Genomic DNA, 16495 nt, shown 5'->3' on the forward strand with positions numbered 1-16495 from the left:
TAATTTCTAAAAAGGCAAATCGTCTTCTCCTTCATCTATAAAAGGTGGCTCGACAACTGTTGTGTTTTGTTGACTTTGCTGAACTTTGTTCTGATCATTTTGCATGGCTTGACGTTGTTCATTGTCAATTTTTGGTGTCAAAAACTCGATTGAATTTGCTACGATCTCTGTTGTATAACGCGTTTGTCCGTTATCGTCCCATTTGCGTGTTTTGATGCGTCCTTCAACAAAAACTTTATCTCCCTTTTTCAGATAACGATCACATAATTCTGCTAATTTATTGCGTGTCACAATATTGTGCCATTCTGTTTCTGTAATTCGTTCTCCTGTTCTCGAAATGTAAGATTCTGTCGTTGCAATAGGAAATCGTCCAATACAATTTTGTTCATCGAAATGATGCAATTTTACATCATCACCCAAATTTCCGATCAAAAGTACTTTATTCGTTGTTCCATTCATAGTTGTAATAGGTTTTTAGTGGCTTGTTACTTACAAAGTTAATCCAAATAATGTTTATTTATAAATTTTTCTATTGGTTTTGGCAGCGGATAATGTTCGAGATCATTTAAAGCAATCATTTCAAAATCATTTTCGGCTTTCAAATTTGTTATATCTATTAAAAATACATTTAATTTCCAATATTTTATAAATAAATTTTGATGCGACAAAATATGTTTCTCCTCTTCGATAAAAGTTAGATTATTTTCAAGATTTTGATCTAAAATCCAACCTTTATCCAACAAGTCAGTTTCGGTTTCTATTTTTGGAAAAGTGAATAAATTTTTCCAAACATCATTTCCAATTCGTTTAGACAAGGCAATTTTATCTTCATTTTCGATGAGAATAAAATGTAAAAAACGATTCGAAACTTTTGTCTTTTTCAATTTTATAGGCAATTCGTTGACTTTATTTAATCGAAGCGCTTCACAAGACTCATTAAGTGGACAAATTTCACACTTTGGCTGTTTTGGTGTACAAATTGTTGCACCCAAATCCATTACCGCCTGATTAAAATCACCTGGACGTTTTTTATCAATGATTTCTAAACCCAAATCCCAGAAAATCTTCTTTGTTTTTGGCGAACTTATATCATCTGTAATATTAAAATATCGCGCAAAAACTCGAAACATATTTCCGTCTACAGCAGGTACATTTTCATTATATACAATAGATGCAATTGCAGCTGCAGTGTAATCTCCTACGCCTTTTAGCTTTTTTAAATCTTTGAAATTATTCGGAAATTGTCCATTTAACTCATCAGCAATCGTCTTTGCCGTGAAGTGTAAATTTCTGGCACGGGAATAATAACCCAGTCCTTGCCAGAGTTTTAGGACTTTTTGTTCGTCGACGTTTGCCAAATCGAAAATAGTCTCAAATTCTTGTATGAAATTATTGTAAAATTTCATACCTTGGTCAACCCTTGTTTGTTGGAGAATAATTTCCGACAACCAAATGTGAAATGGGTCTTTTGTATGACGCCAAGGTAAATCTCGTTTATTTTTGTCAAAATATGACAAAATCAGATAGTTGAAGTTCATAAAAACTGAAAAAATCTTTTTTTGTTAGGATACTATCGTTATATTTGCACCCGCTTTCAAATTTAAGAATAATAAGAGGAATTATGACAAAGGCAGAAATAGTAAATAACATTTCAGGTAAATTAGGACTTGAAAAGAGCGATACTCAAAGAGTGGTAGAATCGTTTATGGAGGAGGTGATTAAATCATTAGTAGAAGGAGAAAATGTATACTTAAGAGGATTTGGTTCTTTTACTATTAAAACTAGAGCTGAAAAAACAGGTAGAAACATTACAAAAGGTACTTCTATCATTATCCCAGCACATAACGTTCCTACATTTAAACCAGCTAAAACTTTCATCGAAGATGTAAAGACTAGCGAAGCAAACGTAATCAAATAACAATAAAATAATTGTATCATGCCAAGCGGAAAAAAACGTAAAAGACATAAGGTAGCGACGCACAAACGCAAAAAACGTCGTCGTCTTAACAGACACAAAAAGAAAAAATAATTAGTAGCTAAGCTATTAATTATTTAGTCTTTTTACTAGATAGCACTTTTCAATGGAAATTTTGGAAAGTGCTTTTATCATTTTTAAAAACATAATTTTTTGATGAGTAAAGAATTAGTGATTTCAGCCTTAGCTGATCAAGTACGCATCGCAGTTTTAGATGAAGGTCGCTTGATGGAATTTCATCAAGATACTGCAAATGATGGCTTTGCAGTTGGCAACATTTACTTGGGTAAAATCAAAAAATTAGCTCCCAGTTTAAATGCAACCTTTGTTGACATAGGTTATTCGAAAGATGCATTTTTACATTATCATGACTTAGGTCCACAAATACGCTCGTCAAATGCATACAACAAAATTGTAGCAAATGGCACGTACAAAACCGAAAAATTGAAGAACTTCCGTATGGAAGAACCTATTGACAAAGATGGACAAATTACAGAAATCTTTGCCCCAGGTGATTCTGTTTTGGTTCAAATTACAAAAGAACCAATCCATACGAAAGGACCAAGAATTACTTCTGAAATTTCAATTGCTGGTCGATATTTAGTTTTAGTTCCATTTTCGGAACGTGTTTCGATTTCGCAAAAAATCAAACAAAAACCAGAACGCGATCGTTTAATTAAAATTTTAGAAGGTTTAACACCAGAAGGCTTCGGAGTTATTATCAGAACAGTTGCCGAAGAGAAGAACGCAGAAGAATTGCAAGCAGATTTAGCTTATTTGTTAAACAAATGGACTCAAATCTTCAAAAATCTTCAGAAAAAGAAAGCCCCAGCTAAGATTCTTAGTGAAATGGATAGAGCTTCTTCTATTTTGAGAGATAATTTTAATGATGATTTTATTAAAATTTCTGTTGATGATGACGAATTAGCTGACGAAATGCGCGAATATTTGGAAGTTATTGCACCAGATAAAATTAATTTGGTAAAAGAATACGACGATCCATTTGTTCCAATTTTTGAGAAGTTTAATGTCGAAAGACAAATTAAACAAGCTTTTGGTAAAACGGTAACTATTCCACAATCTAAAGGTGCATATCTTGTGATTGAACACACAGAAGCGTTACACGTAATTGATGTGAATTCGGGAAATATTTCTCGAAATTCTAAAAATCAAGAAGATTCAGCTTTTGCCGTAAACAAAATTGCTGCTTCGGAAATTGCACGTCAATTGCGATTACGTGATATGGGAGGAATTGTTGTGGTCGATTTTATTGATATGACGGACGTAGAACATAAAAAAGAATTGTTCGAGCATCTGAGAGCTGAAATGGCGAAAGATAAAGCAAAACATAAGATTTTGCCACCAAGTAAATTTGGATTGATTCAGATTACAAGACAACGTGTTCGCCCAGAAGTGAATTTCGTTACAACTGAAGAAAATCCTAACCAAGAATCGAATGAAGTTGAAGCACCTATCGTTACAATTGATAAAATTGAACAAGTGCTCTTGAATATCCTTGATAGAAAAGATAAGGATTTACGAAAAATGTCGTTGCACGTGCATCCTTTCGTAGCTGCTTATTTACAACATGGATTGCCAAGCATTCAGATGAAATGGTTTTTTAAGCATAAAAAGTGGATTAAGATTGTACCAAGAGATGCTTACAAATACTTACAATTTAATTTCTTGGACAAAGATCATAATACACTTTACAACGAATCAAATTAAGAAGAACCTCGCAATTGCGAGGTTTTTTGTTTTATTTATCAATACCTTGTTTTTGTGATTCTTTAAATTTTTCATCAATCTTTCGATAATATTCGGAGATAAAATCATTAAATTCAACATCATTCATTTGTTGCCCTTTATTAGGTTTTTGAATAGATATTTTATTATCAAGCTTAATAGATTCTAATTTCATGGATGTATAAGTTGTTGGTTTTTCAATAACTGTAGATTTTACCTCTAAAATTAATCCTGGTAAATTATTGTACTTATTAGGTCCACATTTACTTTTAATATCTTTTGCAAACCAAGCTTCTATTAAGTGAGTATCATTGTTTAAAGTAGCTTTTCTAACATTATAACCATTTATGGTTTTAGTTTCTTTTGTAAGTTTCCAATCATTACTTTCGATTATATCATTCACCAAATACGCTTTTCCATCAACACTTTTTTCAATGATTTTTTCATTAGAATCAAAATCCAAATATGTTTGTTTGTCTACCACATCGCCTTCTACAACTAATATAGCCATTCTGCTTCCTTGAGAATTATCAATTCGTTGAACTTCTTTGGATAAACATTTATTCTTATCAACAAATAATTCGTAATATTTAGGTTTTGAATATGCTTCTTCTAATTGTTTTGCCTTTTCGGGTGATGTATTAGAAACGGTTACAAAATTTCGAATTTCATATTCGACCTTAAATTTTTCTTGAGCGAAATTGAAAATAGGAAGTACAATTAGCAATAAGTATCTCATTCGTATTTAATTAAAAGTAAATTTTAAAGATAAATAAAACTAGTTTTATTTATCATTTATTTTTCTATAAATTAGCTTTTCAACCTTTTACAATGAAAAAAATCTTCAGAATCCTACTCAAAACGTTAGGCGTTTTAGTTTTATTAATTGTGGTGTATCTACTTGCGGTAGTTTTATTGCCAATGATACCTGTTAACAAAGAAAAACAGAAGCCTAACGACAAAATCACTGCGTATATTTTGACAAATGGTGTACATACAGACATTGTAGTTCCTGTAAAATCTGAAGCGATAGATTGGTCGACTTTTGTCTCTTTTTCGGATACAAAATCAAAAAAAGAATATGAATATATTGCCTTTGGTTGGGGTGATAAAGGTTTCTATTTGGATACGCCAGAATGGAAAGATTTGAAGTTTTCTACTGCTTTCAACGCGGCGTTTTGGTTGGGAGATTCGGCAATGCATACTACTTTTTATGATAAAATGACGTTGGGAGAAGATTGCAAAAAAGTGAATTTGAGCTTGGATGAGTATCAAAAATTAATTGTTTACATTAAGCAATCATTTGATTTGGATAAAGATAACAAAGTCGAATTAATAAAAACGGATGCTGTTTATGGAGATAGTGATTCGTTTTACGAAGCAAAAGGAAGTTATAGTTTGTTTTTTACGTGTAATACGTGGGCAGCAAGCGCGCTAAAAGCGGCAAATAAAGAAGCGCCTTTGTGGACGGCAACACAACAAGGAATTTTTCGTCATTATGAATAATTTTTTTTGAATTATTTCTGATTCATTTTCAAATAGTTGTCTATTAATGCGACTTTTAGAACGAAAAAAAAATACTTTTAAGATTTGGAAGTAATAAAATTTGCTCTATATTTGCAACACAATATCGATAACGATACTCCTCCTTAGCTCAGTTGGTTAGAGCATCTGACTGTTAATCAGAGGGTCCTTGGTTCGAGCCCAAGAGGAGGAGCAAAAAAGACAATCAATTTGATTGTCTTTTTTTATTTCACAAATATTTAACATTTACTCGCACAACCATTCACCCAACTTTTGCATCTTACTAATAGAAAACAAATAAAATCAAATTAGTATGAAACTTAGAAAAGTATTTAGCTTTTTAGCATTACTAATGTTTATGGTAACATTCGCGCAAAAAAATATGAAAATAGATTATTCAATGTATCCAAAAGCAAAAGATGGATATGAACAAAAAATTATCACGTTGAAAACTTTACCTAACGAAGATAATTACAGTGTAGAAATTTTCGCAGGTAAAAAAACTTTGGTAGATTCTTGTAACCATTTTTTCTTAGCAGGATCTTTTGAACAGAAAACTGTTGATGGTTGGGGTTATGATTATTTCAATTTCGAATCAGATGGTAATATAGCAGGCACTTTAATGGGATGTAGCGACAACAAATCAGTCGAAAAAATTGTACACGCAAAATCTATTCAAACGCGTTACAATAGCAAATTACCAATCGTAGTTTACGTACCAAAAAGTTATACATTAGAAAATAGAATTTGGAAAGCAGATGAAAAACTTAATTTAGTTAAGTAATATTTATAGTTGTTAATTGAAAAAGCTCGAGAGATTCTCGAGCTTTTAAATTTTAATGAAATACCAATTGCGTAATCGTGTAAATAACTAAACCAACAAGTCCTCCAACCAACGTTCCGTTAATCCGAATAAATTGCAAGTCTTTCCCAACTTCCAATTCTAGCTTTTCGCTCAACTCTTTTCCTTCCCATTTATCAACGGTATTACTAATCAAACTTTCTACTTCTTTGACATTTCGTAAAATCATACGGTAAATAAAATGACGCACCCAACCATTAATCTTATCAATCATTTCTTGGTTATCGTTCAAATTCTCGGTCAATTTTATTATATTTTTTTTAATGTAAACTTGCATTGCAGAATTATCATCATCAAAACTTTCAGTCAAATTTTGTTTAATCGCCAACCACAAATCCAAAGCATAATCATTCAATCGTTCTTTTGTGATAAAATCATCTCGAAGCGATTCTAACCTAAATTTCCAATCGGGAGATTCTTTTATATTCTGAATATTTTCTCGGATAATTCGTTCGATATTATGACGAATTGGATGCTCTTTGTCCGCTTCAACCTCATCCAAAAAACTAACCACGCCTTCCACTACTCCTTTCGATATTTTTTTACCAGCAAAAAATGAAATGACAGGATGTTTTTCATTTAATTTATCTTTAATAATCAAATCACTTTCTAAAATATACTCTTTCGCTTTTGGAATGATTGCTTCTAAAATTTCGTCGTGTTTTTCCTTTTCTAAAATATACTCTAAACTTGATGATACTAATTCAGGTAAATCAAATTGTTTCAAAATTTCATCACCTTTCAAGGTTATAAAATCAACGACATCTTTATCATTTAAATCTTTGACAATTTTCTTGGAGAAATTAATCAATTCTTCTTGCAACATTTCTTGATTCGTAGCTTTATTCAACCAATCTGCTGCATATTTTACAACTTCTAATTTCTCGATATATGGACGAATTGTAGATGGTGTCAAAAAATTCTCAGTTACAAACTGTCCCAAATTATCTCCAATCGCATTTTTACTATTTTCGATCAAATTTGTATGCGGAATTTTAAGCCCAAGCGGATATTTGAACAAAGCCGTAACCGCAAACCAATCGGCAAGTGCACCAACCATTGCTGCTTCGGCAAATGCTTCCACATATCCAATCCATTTCGCAGGTGAATGTTGACTTAGATAAACCATCAAAAAGTAAATAAAAGCCATCAAAATGAATAATCCTGTTGCAATTGCTTTATGTTTTTTGAGGTTTTGTATTTTCTGAAGTTCCGTCATAAAAGTGTTTTAAGAAATTTGTTGCAAAAATTTAGCCAATCAAAAAAGCGGAGAATTCTCCGCTCTAAGTTTTATGTTTTTAATTTATTTACTTTCCTGAAAAACCAATAATGCTACATTTGCACTCGACAATAATCGTTGGCTATGGTTGATTGTAAATAATCTTTCGAAAGATGATAATTCACGATGAACAACGCCTAAAACATCAATGTTATTTTTTGTACAATAATTGATTAAGCCTCCTTCTACATCTTTGCTCGGTTCAATTGTAATCATCGCTTCAGGATATTCTTCTTCCCATTCTTTTTTCACGCTTAACATTTGTGGAGTAATCGATTTATCATCAACATGTACAATGTTCAACAATTTATCGTAACGTTTTGTCACTTCTTCCATTTGTGCCAAAGCTTTTGCTTCTTTTTGATTAAATAATGTAGCGTAAGCAAAATTTCTTTCTTCTTTAAATTTTACATTATTTGGAACAACCAACACAGGCGCAGGCGAATTGTTAATGACATTTACGGTATTAGAGCCAAAAAACTTTTTACCTAAACTATTTTGTCCATTCGTTCCCATCACCACATATTGTATATCGTCTTTGTTGATAATATCCAAAATCATCAACAACAAATCGCCAACAACCAAAGAACTCTCTATTTTAACGTGTTCAAGATTATTTTCTTTTGCAATATTTTTAAGTTTATTGATATAATTTTCGAAGTTTTCTTCTGTAACTTCAAGATAATTTTTAAGATTTGATTGTACCGAAACTAACTTAATATCTGTTTTAAGAACTTTTGCAAGGTTTAACGCATACAAAAAAGCATTGTTCGCTGTTTCCGAAAAATCGGTAGGAAATAATATTTTAGCCATAATAATTAAATTCTAGAATAGATTTTGTTCTATAAATTTACAACTAAAATTTAGGTAAAGCCACAAAAAAGTCTTGATTTCTCAAGACTTATCTATTTTTTAATCGTTTTTAATAACCAAAACGACGCAAATCATTCTCTTTGCTTCTCCAATCTTTTCGCACTTTCACGAAAAGTTTCAAGAATACTTTTTTATCAAAGAATTTCTCTAATTCTTCTCTTGCTTCTTTTCCTACTTTCGATAAAGACTCTCCTTTATGTCCAATAATAATTCCTTTCTGAGAATCGCGTTCTACAAAAATTTCAGCTTCGATAGAAATTAAATTCAAATCTTCTTTGAAGCGTTCTGTTACTACCTCAACAGAATAAGGAATCTCTTTTTGATAGTTTAATAAAATCTTTTCGCGAATTACTTCGTTTACAATAAAACGCTCCGAACGGTCTGTTAATTGATCTTCTGGATAATATTGTGGCCCTTCTGGAATAATTGCTTTGATCTTATTAATCAACAAATCTACATTAACGTTTTCTTTAGCCGAAATAGGTAAAATCTCTGCTTTTGGTAATAATTCGTGCCAATATTCTACCGCTTCATTCAATCGATCTGGCGTAGCTGTATCAATTTTATTCAACAATAAAATAATTGGTGTAGATGTTTTTTGCAGACGTTCGAAAACTTGTTCATTTTTCAATCGTTTTTCTCCAATTTCTACAACATAAAGAATCACATCGGCATCCACCAACGATTCATTTACTGCATCCATCATTTTTGTTTGCAGTTCATAAGCAGGATCCAAAACACCAGGAGTATCCGAAAATACAATCTGATAATCTTCTCCTGTCAAAATACCTTTGATACGATGACGAGTCGTTTGCGCTTTATGTGTTGCGATAACCAAACGCTCTTTCATCAACATATTCATCAAAGTAGATTTTCCAACATTTGGATTTCCTATGATGTTTACAAAACCGGATTTAAATTTCTTTTCGTCTGACATTCTGCAAATTTAGTGATTTCTATAATATTATTTCAGATTAATATGTTGAAGAAAAGATTAATATTCTAATGAAATTTTAATTTCATAAAATTGATTTTGGTCTGTATTTTGAATAATTCTAATTAAGTTCAAAAAAATATGACGAAAGTTATGGTTTATTGAAAAATATGATTAATTTCATACATGTGTTATGGAAGATTAAATTAACCAAAATTTAAAAAAATGATGAAAGCAGAACTTATCGAAAAAGAAGAAGTAAGAAACTATAAATTTTTAGACGCGCCAAAAGACGAAGTAACGGTAGAGGCAAACAAATTGAATGGTGCAGTAAGATTAGGAAACGAATTCAAATCGAAAGCATATATTACATTTCAAACAGATCAAGGTCCTAAGAAAATTGAGACGACTGTTTGGTCTGTTACGGATAATTTTTTACAAATTAAGAATGGAGTTTTGATTCCGTTAAAATCTTTAATTGATATTCAATACTAAAAATTGTTTATTGCTTAAATTCAAAAAGGGATACGACGATGTCGTATCCCTTTTTGAATTAATTATTTTCGTTAGATTCTTTCAACAATCTAATTAATTCTGCTCTAATAGCTGCTTTATCATTACTTTTTGGGAAATCTCCGATAAAAAATGTTTGTTGCGGAACTTCATAAGATTCTAATTCACTTTTTGGAATATCAACATGTTCTGCAAATCGACTTTCTATTACCAAAGAAATTACATCTTCTGTAGATCCTTTTTTCGGAAAAGCAATCACAATAAAATTATAATTGATATATGGTTTTAATTTCTCTTCGATCAATTCTAAATTCACCACATCTTTCCCATTCAACTTACACTCATTTCCAGAAATCCATCTAAACTTTTTCTGATCATCCGAAACAACAGCCTGTCTATATAAATTTAGTGATTCTTTTTCGTAAGGCGAATTCAAGACTAAATTACCTTTTTCATCTTCCGAAAGTTCTATTTTATCTAAAACTGTATAATCTGTTTCATCTATTTTCTTTACTGCAATCGGAAACCCATTCGCGGTAAAAACTTGATAAAAAGTTGTTTTCGTTTGATCATTCAATTTACTTTTCAAATCATCTGACAAATCATCACTTTCGACAGCAATTTTTTCGATTCTTGCTAAATCTTCAAAAGAGTTTTCAATCTGTTTCTTTGTCAAATAAGCATAATTTAATGCGTATCCTATTTCGTCTTGACTTTCGTCTGTTAATGGAATCTTCACTTTATCCGAATTTTCATGACAATACAAATCAAAACCTCCTTCTATGGCTTGAACCAATGAAATTTCTCCTTCATTTTCTAAAACCGATGAACTTAAAAGTGTAGAATCACCTTTTTTTAATCCTAAAAAATTATTTAACGAATGAAACGTTTCATTCACAAATTGAGGATCAAAATTTGATATATAAACATTATCTTCTCTCGAATAATGGAAATTAACTTTTTCTTCTTTTGAATCGATCTTTTTCATCAAATCAAAAATATCATTTTGCCATTGAAAGGTATTTTTATCCTGAAACTCACTCAGAGTCTCTGGAATCGTTCTCTTGCTAAAATCTAACTTCATAATAATTATTTTTTGTGCGTTTTTAATTTATTGATAATCAAATTCAATCAATAATTTTACCAAAAAACTCGATTAAAATGTTTTTTCAACTTTTGTTGACAAAAAGTTGAAAAAAGCAGTTTCAAAAATTGGTGATTTTATAAAATCTAATGGATAATTATTTATCTTAGCAAGATGAATCACAAAACAGATTTTTCGAATTTAAGATTTAAACGAAATCTAAATTCTAATCCATCACATATAGAGTCATTTGAATTAGATAGTTTACAAGTCAAAAGTGATTACAATTACGATGATGTAAAAGATCTGAAACAGATTAACTTTCTACCTGGAGTTGCCCCATATTTACGTGGTCCTTATACGACAATGTATGTTCGTCAACCTTGGACAGTTCGCCAATATGCAGGTTTTTCTACTGCAGAAGAATCTAATGCTTTTTACAAAAGAAATTTAGCTGCTGGTCAGAAAGGTCTTTCTGTTGCGTTTGATTTGGCTACTCACCGCGGTTACGACTCAGATCATGAACGTGTTGTTGGAGATGTAGGTAAAGCTGGCGTTGCGATAGATTCTGTAGAAGATATGAAAATTTTGTTCAATGAAATTCCATTGGATAAAATTTCGGTTTCGATGACAATGAACGGAGCTGTTCTTCCTATTTTAGCGTTCTACATTGTAGCTGCAGAAGAACAAGGTGTTTCGCAAGAACAACTTTCTGGTACCATTCAGAATGATATTTTGAAAGAGTTTATGGTGCGTAATACATACATTTATCCGCCAACTCCTTCAATGAAAATTATTGCAGATATTTTCGAATATACTTCTCAAAAAATTCCTCGTTTCAATTCTATTTCTATTTCGGGTTATCACATGCAAGAAGCTGGAGCTACGCCTGTTTTGGAAATGGCTTATACACTTGCAGATGGTTACGAATATGTAAAAACTGGTTTGGAAGCGGGATTGAAAGTTGATGACTTCGCTCCTCGTTTATCGTTTTTCTGGGCCATTGGAATGAATTTCCCTCAAGAAATTGCAAAAATGAGAGCTGCTCGTATGTTATGGGCAAAATTGATGCAAGAATTTGAGCCTCAAAATAAAAAATCATTAATGTTGAGAACACACTGTCAGACTTCTGGTTGGAGTTTAACAGAGCAAGAACCTTATAACAATATTGGTCGTACAGCGATCGAAGCCTTAGCTGCTGCTTTAGGTGGAACACAATCTTTGCATACCAATGCATTGGACGAAGCAATTGCTTTACCAACAGATTTCTCGGCGCGTATTGCACGTAATACACAAATCATTTTACAAGAAGAAACTCAAATTTGTAGAACAGCTGATCCTTTTGGAGGAAGTTTTATGATTGAATCTTTGACAAATGAAATGGCAAATCAAGCGTGGGAATATATACAAGAAGTTCGTGAATTAGGTGGAATGACGCAAGCCATAGAAGCTGGAATTCCAAAAATGCGTATTGAAGAAGCTGCTGCAAAAAAACAAGCCAAAATTGATTCTGGTGAAGTTGCGATTGTAGGTGTAAATGCTTACCGCTCGAAATTAGAACAACAAGAGTTCGAAATTTTAGAAGTTGACAACACAGCTGTTCGTCAAAAACAAATTGATCGATTAAATCAAATTAAGGCGAAGCGTAATAGCGAAGCTGTACAAGATATTTTAGCACAATTAACAAAAGCTGCTGAAACAGGTGAAGGAAATTTATTAGAATTATCTATCGAAGCGGCTCGTCGCCGTGTTACTTTAGGTGAAATTTCTGATGCATTAGAAACTGTTTTTGGACGTCATAAAGCGATTACAAGAGGAATTCAAGGAGTTTATGCCATGGAAGCAGGTAAAATGAATAAATTTGAGGAAGCTCGTAATTTAGCTGACAAGTTTGCTGAAGAAGACGGACGCCGTCCTCGTATTATGGTGGCAAAAATGGGACAAGATGGTCACGATCGTGGTGCGAAAGTCGTTGCAACCTCTTTTGCGGATATGGGATTTGATGTGGATATTTCTCCATTGTTCCAGACGCCAGCAGAAGTTGCGAAACAAGCTGTAGAGAATGATGTTCATATTTTAGGAATTTCTTCTTTGGCTGCAGGACACAAAACGTTGGTTCCGGAAGTTGTAAAACAATTGAAAAAATTAGGTAGAGATGATGTTTATATCGTAGTCGGAGGTGTTATTCCGCGTCAAGATTATGATTATCTTTATCAAAATGGTGCAGATGCAATCTTTGGTCCAGGAACAAACTTGGCGGAATGTGCCTGCGAAATTTTAGAGAATTTATTGAAATCTTATAAATAAATCTATTTTAGTATGAGTATTCCTGTCTATTGACAGGAATATTTTTATATTTATACCACACAAACCTTAAAGTGAAATGAATAAAACTCTTCGAAATATTATCTTAATCATCTGTACAATTTTTATTATATGGTTTATTGGATACTTTCTGATTGGAGATTTTATCAGTTTAGAATTCGCGAATCATAACTTTGCAAAACTATTTCCAAAGCTTTTAACATTTGCTGCGGCAGTTAGTATTTATGTGCTTTTTCTACTTTCTATCAAAAAGAAAGACGGATGGAGTTTTATGAATGTGATGAAATTTATGTTTGGAATTATCTTCGGATTTCTTCCACTTTTAACATTCGAATATTATAATATTGGAAGTTGTACAAATTGGAAGATTGATAAAAAAATTCAAAAAACTCTTTATAAATCCAATTCTTCTGATTCAGAAAAAATTGTTTTAATCGAAACATTTTGTCCTAAATCTAACCTAAAAACAACTCAGGTAAAGCGAATTGTAGAAATTACACCTCTTTTTATTACAACTTCTGAAATTGATCTAAATAAAATTTCGGATAAAAGTTGGGAAAAACTTTAATCAAAATTAAACTTTGCCCAAAATTTGATGTCTAACAGATGAAGTAACCAATTCATCTCATGACAAAATATATTCTATCATTTCTTTTTAGTTTGATTACGATTTTTTCTTTTGGACAAGAAAAAGTCACAATTACAGGAAAAGTAACGGATGTACTTAATTTTCCTTTGACTGATTCTGAAGTTATTTTAGGAAACAAAGCCGATTCTACTAAAATTTCTACGACATCTACAGATGATGATGGTAGGTTCAAGATTGAAATTAATCTTCAAGATAAACCAGTTTATTTAATTATTGATGATCCTTTAGAAGGCGTTTTCAAACAAAGTTTCGAATCCATCAAAAACAATATCGATCTTGGTACAATTATCATCAATCCTATGATTTATGATTTGGATGAAGTTGTAGTGACAAATGTGGAACCTATGGTTGTAAAACAAGATACAATCGAATATAATGCTGATTCTTACAAAGTAAAACCGAATGCAAATTTGGAAGCTTTGTTGAGAGAATTACCAGGTTTTGAGATGGATGATAGCGGAAATATCACGGTAAATGGAAGAGATGTTAATGAGATTTTAATTGATGGTGAACCATTTTTTGGAACAGACGGAAAAGTTGCGTTAGAAAATTTACCTGCGGATATTATCAAAAAAATTCAGGTTTCGGATTATAAAACGAAGAACGAAAAATTCTCTGGAGAACGTTCGAAATCGGATAAATCTTCGATAAATATTATCTTGAAAGAAGATAAAAAGAAAGGTTATATGCTCAAAGCTACGGCGGGTTATGGAACGGATAATCATTACGAAGGCAATTTGATGGCAAATTATTTTAAAGGTAAAAAGAAAATTAGTTTGATTGGGTCTTCGACGGATATTGCAGCTTCTGGAATGACAAGCGGTGAAGGTTCGCGTGGTCGTGGTGGAATGGGAAGAAGAGGTTCTGATGGAGTAACGACAAATACTTCGATTGGATTGAATTATAGCGATCAATTAAATGATAATTTGAAAATTGGAGCTGATTACCGTTTAAATCATTCGTTTTCAAAAAATGATCAATACAAACATATCGAAAATTTTGCTCCAAAAAATATTTATACTTCTGATGCCAATTCTAAAACTAAAAGTGAAACGTATGGTCATAATTTTGGAACAAATTTAGAATGGACGAAAAACGACACTAAAATTTATTTTTATCCATCATTTAGTAATTCATCATCTACAAATTCATCTATTTCGGATAGTAAAACATATTCTGATTTAGGTGATTTGAGAAATCAAATGAATCAAAAATCGAATGGAAAATCAAATTCGAATACATTTAATACATTATTATCACTTAATCAGAAATTCAAAAATAAATCTTATTTAGACTTTAATTCAAGTATTTCGATTGGTAAAACAGATCGAAATTCGTTCATCAATTCAACAACTTTATATACAAATGATTCGATAGCGGATATTTATCGAAACATCAATGAAAAAAATATGTCGAAGAATAATCAATACAATTTTGATGTAAAATATACGTATCCAATTACAGATTCTTTGAAAATTGCTGTAGGTTCTGCTTATAATTTAACCGATTCTGAAACCAATAATAGAACGTGGAATTATAATGATATAACGGGAGAATATGACAATTTGAACAATGATTTGACGCGTTTTTATTCAACTCAATTGAATGAATTTAATCCATATGCACAATTATTATTGAACAAAAATAAAATTTCAGCAACTATAAGTTTTGGAGCAAATATCTATAATCAACAAAATTTTGGAACGTTTAAAGCAGATGATTACAGCTCAACTCAAAACAAAACTTTGCCAGATATTTCGGGAAATATTCGTTATCAAAGCGGAAACAACTCGCTTTCTTTAATGTATAATTATCAGACAAGTTTGGCTTCGACATCACAAGTTTTACCGATTTTAGATGAAACTGATCCGTTAGATGTTTTCAAAGGTAACCCAGATCTTGATCCAAATAAAGCTCATCAAATCAATTTGATGTTCAGCAATTTTGATCGTAAAACGCGTCAAGGATTTAACGCTAACTTAGGTTATACATACAACGAATCGAATATTGTGAATTACACAGAAATGGATTATTCGATTTATAAACGAACAACAACATATGAAAATGTAAAAGGAAATTATCGTCTGAATGGTAACTTTTTCTTTAATAAACAATATCAAAAAGGAATCAATAAATTTAGAGTAAATGTAGGAATGTCGGCGAGTTATGCTTTAACACAAGGTTTTAGAGATGCGGTAAAATATGAGCAATACAATACAACTCTTTCACCTACATTGAGATTAAATTGGGATTATGGTGATTATTTAACGATTTCACCTTCTTATCGTTTGAACTTCACAAATTCTAAATATGTCAATTACTCAATTGATAATCAAAATAATATTACGCACAATTTTGGAATTAAAACGATATCTACTTTTCCTAAAAATTTGACTTGGACAAATGATTTCAGTTACAATTATAACTCTCGAATGGCAGCAGGTTTCAAGCGTGATTTCTTTTTGTGGAATACAAGTTTGATGTATCGTTTCTTCGATGATAAGTTGGAAGCTGGTGTGAAAGTGTACGATTTATTGAATCAAAATAACAGTTATACGCGTACAATTACAGCAGAATCAACAATCGATCAACACAATAATATTCTGACTCGTTTTGTAATGTTCTCGTTAACATTCAACTTAAATCAGTTTGGTGGTAAATCGACAAAAGGCGGAAACGGAGACCGACCAAGAGAAGGCGGTGGAATGCGAAGAATGGAAATGCAATAGTA

General features: G+C 31.6%; 15 protein-coding genes and 1 tRNA gene. 9 read left to right on the plus strand and 7 right to left on the minus strand.

What is annotated here, in order from left to right; genetic code table 11:
- Nucleotides 1–6 precede the first annotated feature (6 nt).
- Nucleotides 7–459: a single-stranded DNA-binding protein gene (locus B4E95_RS06365; RefSeq protein ID WP_038334855.1), complete on the minus strand. Its 453-nt coding sequence runs from the start codon at nucleotides 457–459 to the stop codon at nucleotides 7–9.
- Between the two features lie 38 nt (nucleotides 460–497).
- Nucleotides 498–1517 (minus strand): A/G-specific adenine glycosylase, encoded by a 1020-nt coding sequence (gene mutY, locus B4E95_RS06370; RefSeq protein ID WP_291090734.1) that lies wholly within the window; start codon nucleotides 1515–1517, stop codon nucleotides 498–500.
- Nucleotides 1518–1621: 104 nt separating this feature from the next.
- Between mutY and B4E95_RS06375 the strand changes: the two genes are divergently transcribed.
- Together B4E95_RS06375 and B4E95_RS06380 are read left to right on the plus strand one after the other, a co-directional pair.
- Nucleotides 1622–1918: an HU family DNA-binding protein gene (locus tag B4E95_RS06375; RefSeq protein ID WP_019975652.1), complete on the plus strand. Its 297-nt coding sequence runs from the start codon at nucleotides 1622–1624 to the stop codon at nucleotides 1916–1918.
- A gap of 213 nt (nucleotides 1919–2131) precedes the next feature.
- On the plus strand, nucleotides 2132–3703 hold the full coding sequence (locus B4E95_RS06380) for an Rne/Rng family ribonuclease (protein ID WP_291062358.1): 1572 nt from the start codon (nucleotides 2132–2134) through the stop codon (nucleotides 3701–3703).
- A 31-nt stretch (nucleotides 3704–3734) separates the two neighbouring features.
- On the opposite strand, the gene B4E95_RS06385 is transcribed toward B4E95_RS06380, so the two are convergent.
- Nucleotides 3735–4460 (minus strand): GLPGLI family protein, encoded by a 726-nt coding sequence (locus B4E95_RS06385; RefSeq protein ID WP_291090736.1) that lies wholly within the window; start codon nucleotides 4458–4460, stop codon nucleotides 3735–3737.
- Nucleotides 4461–4552: 92 nt separating this feature from the next.
- Between B4E95_RS06385 and B4E95_RS06390 the strand changes: the two genes are divergently transcribed.
- The 3 genes from B4E95_RS06390 (at nucleotide 4553) to B4E95_RS06400 (ending at nucleotide 6029) form a co-directional block, all read left to right on the plus strand.
- A complete protein-coding gene (locus B4E95_RS06390) occupies nucleotides 4553–5227 on the plus strand; it encodes a TIGR02117 family protein (protein WP_291090738.1) in 675 nt (224 codons plus the stop codon).
- A gap of 137 nt (nucleotides 5228–5364) precedes the next feature.
- Nucleotides 5365–5438, plus strand: a tRNA-Asn gene (locus B4E95_RS06395).
- 120 nt (nucleotides 5439–5558) lie between these two features.
- A complete protein-coding gene (locus B4E95_RS06400) occupies nucleotides 5559–6029 on the plus strand; it encodes an ecotin family protein (RefSeq protein WP_291090740.1) in 471 nt (156 codons plus the stop codon).
- A gap of 52 nt (nucleotides 6030–6081) precedes the next feature.
- Here B4E95_RS06400 and B4E95_RS06405 read toward each other — a convergent pair whose 3' ends face one another.
- From B4E95_RS06405 to era, 3 genes are all read right to left on the minus strand, one after another.
- Nucleotides 6082–7326: a DUF445 domain-containing protein gene (locus B4E95_RS06405; RefSeq protein WP_291090742.1), complete on the minus strand. Its 1245-nt coding sequence runs from the start codon at nucleotides 7324–7326 to the stop codon at nucleotides 6082–6084.
- Nucleotides 7327–7410: 84 nt separating this feature from the next.
- Nucleotides 7411–8199 carry a universal stress protein gene (locus B4E95_RS06410; protein ID WP_291062350.1) on the minus strand — a complete coding sequence of 263 codons (789 nt, stop codon included), beginning with the start codon at nucleotides 8197–8199 and terminating at the stop codon, nucleotides 7411–7413.
- Between the two features lie 109 nt (nucleotides 8200–8308).
- On the minus strand, nucleotides 8309–9196 hold the full coding sequence (gene era, locus B4E95_RS06415) for a GTPase Era (RefSeq protein WP_038334822.1): 888 nt from the start codon (nucleotides 9194–9196) through the stop codon (nucleotides 8309–8311).
- A gap of 222 nt (nucleotides 9197–9418) precedes the next feature.
- Between era and B4E95_RS06420 the strand changes: the two genes are divergently transcribed.
- Entirely contained in the window at nucleotides 9419–9688 is a 270-nt protein-coding gene (locus tag B4E95_RS06420; RefSeq protein ID WP_291062346.1) for a hypothetical protein, read from the plus strand.
- A gap of 58 nt (nucleotides 9689–9746) precedes the next feature.
- On the opposite strand, the gene B4E95_RS06425 is transcribed toward B4E95_RS06420, so the two are convergent.
- Entirely contained in the window at nucleotides 9747–10790 is a 1044-nt protein-coding gene (locus tag B4E95_RS06425; RefSeq protein ID WP_291090744.1) for a hypothetical protein, read from the minus strand.
- 174 nt (nucleotides 10791–10964) lie between these two features.
- Between B4E95_RS06425 and scpA the strand changes: the two genes are divergently transcribed.
- From scpA to B4E95_RS06440, 3 genes are all read left to right on the plus strand, one after another.
- A complete protein-coding gene (gene scpA / locus B4E95_RS06430) occupies nucleotides 10965–13097 on the plus strand; it encodes a methylmalonyl-CoA mutase (RefSeq protein ID WP_291062342.1) in 2133 nt (710 codons plus the stop codon).
- A 76-nt stretch (nucleotides 13098–13173) separates the two neighbouring features.
- Nucleotides 13174–13683 (plus strand): hypothetical protein, encoded by a 510-nt coding sequence (locus B4E95_RS06435; protein WP_291062340.1) that lies wholly within the window; start codon nucleotides 13174–13176, stop codon nucleotides 13681–13683.
- Nucleotides 13684–13742: 59 nt separating this feature from the next.
- Nucleotides 13743–16493 (plus strand): TonB-dependent receptor, encoded by a 2751-nt coding sequence (locus B4E95_RS06440; protein WP_291090746.1) that lies wholly within the window; start codon nucleotides 13743–13745, stop codon nucleotides 16491–16493.
- Nucleotides 16494–16495: the final 2 nt, after the last annotated feature.

This window comes from Empedobacter sp. UBA7494 (genome assembly GCF_002478465.1).
In the GTDB taxonomy this organism is placed as follows: Bacteria; Bacteroidota; Bacteroidia; order Flavobacteriales; family Weeksellaceae; genus Empedobacter; species Empedobacter falsenii_B.

Bases quoted from the DNA above. Each gene is read 5' to 3' on its own strand.
- B4E95_RS06365 (WP_038334855.1), bottom strand. From the start codon at position 459: ATGAATGGAACAACGAATAAAGTACTTTTGATCGGAAATTTGGGTGAT.
- B4E95_RS06375 (WP_019975652.1), top strand. From the start codon at position 1,622: ATGACAAAGGCAGAAATAGTAAATAACATTTCAGGTAAATTAGGACTT.
- B4E95_RS06380 (WP_291062358.1), top strand. From the start codon at position 2,132: ATGAGTAAAGAATTAGTGATTTCAGCCTTAGCTGATCAAGTACGCATC.
- B4E95_RS06385 (WP_291090736.1), bottom strand. From the start codon at position 4,460: ATGAGATACTTATTGCTAATTGTACTTCCTATTTTCAATTTCGCTCAA.
- B4E95_RS06390 (WP_291090738.1), top strand. From the start codon at position 4,553: ATGAAAAAAATCTTCAGAATCCTACTCAAAACGTTAGGCGTTTTAGTT.
- B4E95_RS06400 (WP_291090740.1), top strand. From the start codon at position 5,559: ATGAAACTTAGAAAAGTATTTAGCTTTTTAGCATTACTAATGTTTATG.
- B4E95_RS06405 (WP_291090742.1), bottom strand. From the start codon at position 7,326: ATGACGGAACTTCAGAAAATACAAAACCTCAAAAAACATAAAGCAATT.
- B4E95_RS06410 (WP_291062350.1), bottom strand. From the start codon at position 8,199: ATGGCTAAAATATTATTTCCTACCGATTTTTCGGAAACAGCGAACAAT.
- era (WP_038334822.1), bottom strand. From the start codon at position 9,196: ATGTCAGACGAAAAGAAATTTAAATCCGGTTTTGTAAACATCATAGGA.
- B4E95_RS06420 (WP_291062346.1), top strand. From the start codon at position 9,419: ATGATGAAAGCAGAACTTATCGAAAAAGAAGAAGTAAGAAACTATAAA.
- B4E95_RS06425 (WP_291090744.1), bottom strand. From the start codon at position 10,790: ATGAAGTTAGATTTTAGCAAGAGAACGATTCCAGAGACTCTGAGTGAG.
- scpA (WP_291062342.1), top strand. From the start codon at position 10,965: ATGAATCACAAAACAGATTTTTCGAATTTAAGATTTAAACGAAATCTA.
- B4E95_RS06435 (WP_291062340.1), top strand. From the start codon at position 13,174: ATGAATAAAACTCTTCGAAATATTATCTTAATCATCTGTACAATTTTT.
- B4E95_RS06440 (WP_291090746.1), top strand. From the start codon at position 13,743: ATGACAAAATATATTCTATCATTTCTTTTTAGTTTGATTACGATTTTT.